Annotated in this window: 5 protein-coding genes and 1 pseudogene; 1 reads left to right on the top strand and 5 read right to left on the bottom strand. The window is 59.6% G+C overall.

Translation table 11 applies throughout. The features are described from left to right. A pseudogene (locus tag OQK_RS12135) lies at positions 1–829 on the top strand (MFS transporter); the annotation flags it as partial. Here the strand turns inward: OQK_RS12135 and OQK_RS12130 are convergent. From OQK_RS12130 to trxA, 5 genes are all read right to left on the bottom strand, one after another. After that, positions 805–1,473, bottom strand: coding sequence for a gamma-glutamylcyclotransferase (locus OQK_RS12130; protein WP_016772627.1), 669 nt, complete (start codon positions 1,471–1,473; stop codon positions 805–807). The pseudogene OQK_RS12135 and the gene OQK_RS12130 overlap by 25 nt on opposite strands. Before the next feature lie 184 nt (positions 1,474–1,657). Continuing rightward, positions 1,658–2,626: a CDP-6-deoxy-delta-3,4-glucoseen reductase gene (locus tag OQK_RS12125; protein WP_016772626.1), complete on the bottom strand. Its 969-nt coding sequence runs from the start codon at positions 2,624–2,626 to the stop codon at positions 1,658–1,660. Then, entirely contained in the window at positions 2,626–4,092 is a 1,467-nt protein-coding gene (ubiD, locus tag OQK_RS12120) for a 4-hydroxy-3-polyprenylbenzoate decarboxylase (RefSeq protein WP_016772625.1), read from the bottom strand. The genes OQK_RS12125 and ubiD overlap by 1 nt, the downstream gene beginning before the upstream one ends. A gap of 238 nt (positions 4,093–4,330) precedes the next feature. Further along, positions 4,331–5,590 carry a transcription termination factor Rho gene (gene rho / locus OQK_RS12115; protein ID WP_003229334.1) on the bottom strand — a complete coding sequence of 420 codons (1,260 nt, stop codon included), beginning with the start codon at positions 5,588–5,590 and terminating at the stop codon, positions 4,331–4,333. 250 nt (positions 5,591–5,840) lie between these two features. Then, positions 5,841–6,170, bottom strand: coding sequence for a thioredoxin TrxA (gene trxA / locus OQK_RS12110; protein ID WP_003206727.1), 330 nt, complete (start codon positions 6,168–6,170; stop codon positions 5,841–5,843). Between the last annotated feature and the right edge of the window lie 55 nt (positions 6,171–6,225).

Here is a 6,225-nt window from a genome sequence, read left to right as displayed (position 1 = left end):
CGCTGTTCCTGATCGGCATGGGCCTGTTCAACGACTGGCACGCGGCTTTTACGTCCCGGCAGCAGTCGCACTGGGCGTAGCGGTGTTCGCCTTCATCACCATGCGTGACACCCCGCAATCAGTCGGCCTGCCGCCGATCGAGCAGTACAAGAACGATTACCCGGAAGGCTACGACGCCAGCCACGAAGACGAATTCAGCGCCAAGGAAATCTTCGTCAAATACGTGCTGCGCAACAAAATGCTCTGGTACATCGCTCTGGCCAATGTCTTCGTCTACTTGCTGCGCTACGGCGTGCTGGACTGGGCGCCGACGTACCTGAAGGAAGCCAAGGGCTTCACTGTGGATAAGACCTCGTGGGCCTATTTCTTCTACGAGTGGGCAGGCATCCCGGGCACGCTGCTGTGCGGCTGGATGTCGGACAAGATCTTCCGTGGCAACCGTGGCCTGACCGGCATGGTGTTCATGGCCCTGGTGACTGTGGCGACTCTGGTGTACTGGCTGAATCCGGCCGGCAACCCGATGGTCGATATGATCGCCCTGTTGTCGATCGGCTTCCTGATCTACGGCCCGGTGATGCTGATCGGTCTGCAAGCGCTGGAACTGGCACCGAAGAAAGCCGCAGGTACCGCAGCGGGCTTCACCGGTCTGTTCGGTTATCTGGGGGGTTCGGTCGCAGCCAGTGCGGCGATGGGCTACACCGTTGACCACTTCGGCTGGGATGGCGGTTTCGTGCTGCTGGTCGGCGCTTGCCTGCTGGCGATGGCCTTCCTTGCGCCAACGCTGTGGCACAAGCAAGTCGCCAGTCAGAGCCGTGAAGCGGTCGCCTGATCGCTGTGTGATTTACAGCGCTTGAGCCGCGCCTCCAGATTTCGATCCGGCATGGCGTGGCTGCGCAGGGCGTGCGCGGTCTGCTCGACATAATCGCGAGTGGTGCCGTAGCGCCCGCTGGCGCTGGCGAACACCTGGCTGAGCACATGGTCCGGCAGGTTGCCGGCATAGCTCGGCAGGTGACGCTCCAGAACGAATCCCAAGGCCTGCACCTGAGAGCCATCTTCGAGCCGGCAATTGAGCCAGTGTGGGCGATACGAGGGAAACGGCATCTCGCGTTTCCACAGGGCATACAGCGCGGTGTCAAGATGGTCTTCCGGCAAGCGATAGGCAAAGCCACTGCATGAGCCGCCGCGATCCAGACCGAACACCAGGCCGGGCATTTCCGGCGTACCCCGATGCTCGTGGGACCACAGGTACAAGCCACGATGGTAGCCATGCACGCGACCGCGCATGCGCTCGACTGCCGTGCATTCCGGGCGCCAGATCAGCGAACCATACGCGAACAGCCACACCGGCCCGCCCTTGTGGCGCGCCATGGTCGATTGCATGGAAGCGAGAAGTTGTTCGTGCGTCAGCTGCGGCCCAAGATCGAGCCGCGGAGGGTAAGCCAGGTTCAGAATTGCGTTTTCAATGGCGCTCATGGCGAATAGCGTTCAGCTCCCCGCGGGTGAAGAATTACTTAATAGAACGCACCGTTGTAACAATAAGGCACATATGTTTTAAGGCAAATTAAGTGCCACTGCTTAATTGCCTGATCGATATATAACCTAGCGGTATTTGCCTAATTAGATAAATACCGATCGGCTATATACCAAGTTATAAGTCTCAGAAGCGCGGCGCATAGGCGAAGACGTCGGCGCGCATCTGATGCGCATCCATTCCTGCTTCGACCAGCGCGTCCAGCGTGCCGTAGACCATCGCCGGCGACCCGCTGGCATAGACATGTAGCGGTTTCAGATCAGGGAAATCCTCACAAACCGCCTCGTGCAACATCCCGCAGCGCCCTTCCCAGCCGCACTGGTCGCTGACCACTTTGTGCAGGAACAGATTGGGCAGCTTCAGCCATACGTCCCAGTGCTCGATCTGATAAAAATCTTCCGGGCGGCGTACGCCCCAATACAGATGCACTGGATGCTTGAAGCCTTCGGCGCGGCAATGTTCGATCAGACTGTGAATCTGGCCCATGCCGGTGCCGGCGGCGATCAACACCAGCGGACCGTCGGGCAGCTCCGCAAGGTGAGTGTCGCCAAAGGGCAGCTCGACACGCACCAACGGGTTGCGTTGCAACTGCTCGATCAGGCTTAACGCACTGGTTTCGCGCGCCAGCACATGGATTTCCAGATCACGTCCGCCATGGGGTGCCGACGCCATGGAGAACGCCGATTTCTCACCGTTCTCACGCTCGATCATCAAGTACTGCCCGGCGTGGTAACGCGGCGGCTTGCCTGCTGGTGCCCGCAGACGCACGCGCCAGGTGTCGCCGCCGACCTCGCGGCACTCGATGACCTGACACGACAGGCTTCGCACCGGCAGCTCACCCAGCGCGAGCACGCCATCCCACAACAGCACGCAGTCTTCCAGCGGTGCGGCTATGCAGGTGTAGAACTCGCCATGATCGTGGACTTTGCCGGCCTGCTCGACGCGGCCCTCCACCAGTAGCGCCGCGCACACGTGGCAATTGCCGTTGCGGCAGCTTTGCGGGCAGTCATAGCCAAGGCGCCGCGCACCGTCGAGAATCCGCTCACCGGGCTGTATCTCGAGCACTGCTCCGGAAGGCTGCAGGGTTACACGCATCAATCTATTCCTAACTGATTCCAGATGGCATCGATCCGTTGGGTGACAGCGTCGTCCTTGACGATCACGCGGCCCCACTCGCGGGTGGTTTCGCCCGGCCACTTGTGGGTGGCATCCAGGCCCATTTTCGAGCCCAGGCCGGAAATCGGCGAGGCGAAGTCGAGATAGTCGATCGGCGTGTTATCAATCATCACCGTATCGCGCTTGGGGTCCATGCGCGTGGTGATGGCCCAGATCACGTCGTTCCAGTCGCGGGCGTTGATATCGTCGTCAGTGACGATAACGAACTTGGTGTACATGAACTGTCGTAAAAACGACCAGACGCCGAGCATCACGCGCTTGGCATGCCCCGGATACGACTTCTTCATCGTCACCACGGCCATGCGGTACGAGCAGCCTTCCGGCGGCAGGTAGAAGTCGGTGATTTCCGGGAACTGCTTCTGCAGGATCGGCACGAACACTTCGTTCAGCGCCACGCCGAGAATCGCCGGCTCATCCGGCGGACGGCCGGTGTAAGTGCTGTGATAGATAGGTTTGACCCTGTGGGTGATGCGCTCGACGGTGAACACCGGGAAGCTGTCGACTTCGTTGTAGTAACCGGTGTGGTCGCCATACGGGCCTTCATCGGCCATTTCGCCCGGATGAATCACGCCTTCAAGGATGATTTCGGCGGTGGCCGGCACTTGCAGATCGTTGCCCCTGCACTTGACCAGTTCGGTGCGGTTACCGCGCAAGAGCCCAGCGAAAGCATATTCGGAGAGGCTGTCCGGCACCGGCGTCACGGCACCGAGAATCGTTGCCGGATCGGCGCCAAGGGCCACGGACACTGGGAACGGCTCGCCCGGGTGCTTCTCGCACCACTCGCGGAAGTCGAGAGCACCGCCACGATGGCTGAGCCAGCGCATGATCACCTTGTTGCGGCCGATAACTTGCTGGCGGTAGATACCGAGGTTCTGGCGTTCCTTGTTCGGCCCTTTGGTGACCGTCAGGCCCCAAGTGATCAGCGGACCGACGTCGCCGGGCCAGCAGGTCTGCACCGGCAACATCGCCAGATCAACGTCGTCGCCTTCGATGACCACTTCCTGGCATACCGCGTCTTTGACCACTTTCGGCGCCATCGAAATGATCTTGCGGAAGATCGGCAGTTTCGACCATGCGTCCTTCAAGCCCTTCGGCGGCTCCGGCTCCTTGAGGAAGGCCAGCAGCTTGCCGATCTCGCGCAGCTCGCTGACCGACTCGGCGCCCATGCCCATGGCCACGCGCTCGGGGGTGCCGAACAGATTACCGAGCACCGGAATGTCGTAACCGGTGGGCTTCTCGAACAACAATGCCGGGCCTTTGGCCCGCAGCGTGCGGTCGCACACCTCAGTCATCTCCAGCACCGGCGAGACGGAAATCTGGATGCGTTTCAACTCTCCGCGCTGCTCAAGCTGCTGCACGAAATCCCGAAGATCCTTGAATTTCATTGACGATGGCACCCTCAAAATAGGCGTACATCCTACCTGCTCTGAGGGGCAAACAGCAGCCCGTGATTGCTCGATTGTGGCCCGCGCGCTGCCGGTAAGGGCCAGGTCTTGAACTCGGGAGTGCGCTGCCGACGCCGCAGAATCGGCCCATCAACAGATATCTGTGATGGCCGCGAGATTTTTCGGGGCAAAAAAAACGCCCCCTCGCGGGAGCGTCCTTTGTTGAAACGCCTGCGTATTACTTGCGTTTCATCGACAAGAAGAACTCGTCGTTGGTCTTGGTCGTTTTCAGCTTGTCGACCAGGAACTCGATGGCGGCGACTTCGTCCATCGGGTGCAGCAGCTTGCGCAGAATCCACATGCGCTGCAGTTCGTCGTCGGCGGTCAGCAACTCTTCGCGGCGGGTGCCGGAGCGGTTGATGTTGATGGCCGGGAACACACGCTTCTCGGCGATCTTGCGATCCAGAGGCAGTTCCATGTTGCCGGTACCCTTGAACTCTTCGTAGATCACTTCGTCCATCTTCGAGCCGGTTTCAACCAGCGCGGTGGCGATAATGGTCAGCGAGCCGCCTTCTTCGATGTTACGCGCGGCACCGAAGAAGCGTTTTGGCTTCTCGAGGGCGTGGGCATCGACACCACCGGTCAATACCTTGCCGGAGCTCGGGATCACGGTGTTGTAGGCACGGGCCAGACGAGTGATGGAGTCGAGCAGGATCACCACGTCTTTCTTGTGTTCGACCAGGCGCTTGGCCTTCTCGATCACCATTTCAGCAACCTGCACGTGACGGGTCGGCGGCTCGTCGAAGGTCGAGGCAACCACTTCGCCGCGCACGGTGCGCTGCATTTCGGTCACTTCTTCCGGACGCTCGTCGATCAACAGCACGATCAGGTGAACTTCAGGATTGTTACGGGCGATGTTCGCTGCGATGTTCTGCAGCATGATCGTTTTACCGGCTTTCGGCGGTGCGACGATCAGGCCACGCTGGCCTTTGCCGATCGGTGCGCACAGGTCGATCACGCGACCGGTCAAATCTTCGGTGGAACCGTTACCGGCTTCCATCTTCATGCGCACGGTCGGGAACAGCGGCGTCAGGTTCTCGAAGAGAATCTTGTTTTTCGCGTTCTCCGGACGATCGAAGTTGATCGTGTCGACCTTGAGCAGGGCGAAATACCGCTCGCCTTCCTTCGGAGGGCGGATCTTGCCAACGATGGTGTCACCGGTGCGCAAGTTGAAGCGGCGGATCTGGCTCGGCGAGACGTAGATGTCGTCAGGGCCGGCGAGGTAGGAAGCGTCTGCGGAGCGCAGGAAGCCGAAGCCGTCCTGGAGAATCTCCAGCACGCCATCACCGGAGATTTCCTCGCCGCTTTTCGCGTGCTTTTTCAGCAGGGAGAAAATCACGTCCTGCTTGCGCGAACGGGCCATATTTTCTATGCCCATCTGTTCGGCCAATTCGAGCAGTTCGGTAATCGGCTTTTGCTTGAGTTCAGTCAGATTCATATAGGAATGACGTAATCATTTATGGAGGGGGGGGGAAATTAAGCTTTTGGCTTAATGAGGCCGCGCCGCAGAGAAGGCGACAGGATCGCGAACTAATTCGAAAAGGAGTGCGTCGGCGACGGCTAGCAGGGGGCATTGGAGAAACCAGTGCGGGGCCGAATGTACCACCTGAGTTTCGGAGCGTCTAGCCCTGAATACGCAAAAAGCCCCGCGATTTGCGGGGCTTTTTTTCAGCGTTTTAGTGCGACGCTCAGATGTTGGCGTCGAGGAACGCCGCCAGCTGCGACTTCGACAGTGCGCCGACCTTGGTCGCTTCAACGTTGCCGTTCTTGAACAGCATCAGCGTCGGGATACCACGCACGCCATGCTTGGCCGGGGTTTCCTGGTTTTCGTCGATGTTCAGTTTGGCGACGGTCAGCTTGCCTTTGTAAGTCTCGGCAATCTCGTCCAGAACCGGTGCGATCATTTTGCAAGGGCCGCACCATTCAGCCCAGTAGTCGACCAGGACAGCGCCTTCGGCCTTGAGTACGTCGGCTTCGAAGCTAGCGTCGCTAACGTGTTTGATCAGATCGCTGCTCATGGAATTCTCCAGGTTGTAAGCAAAAAAACGTGGCCCATCATAGCCGCCCTTCCCT

The sequence above is a fragment of the Pseudomonas sp. R62 genome (genome assembly GCF_000257605.1).
Classification (GTDB): domain Bacteria; phylum Pseudomonadota; class Gammaproteobacteria; order Pseudomonadales; family Pseudomonadaceae; genus Aquipseudomonas; species Aquipseudomonas atacamensis.
The sequence above is the reverse complement of the archived record's forward strand: the minus strand, read 5'-3'. Positions and strand labels throughout refer to the sequence as shown.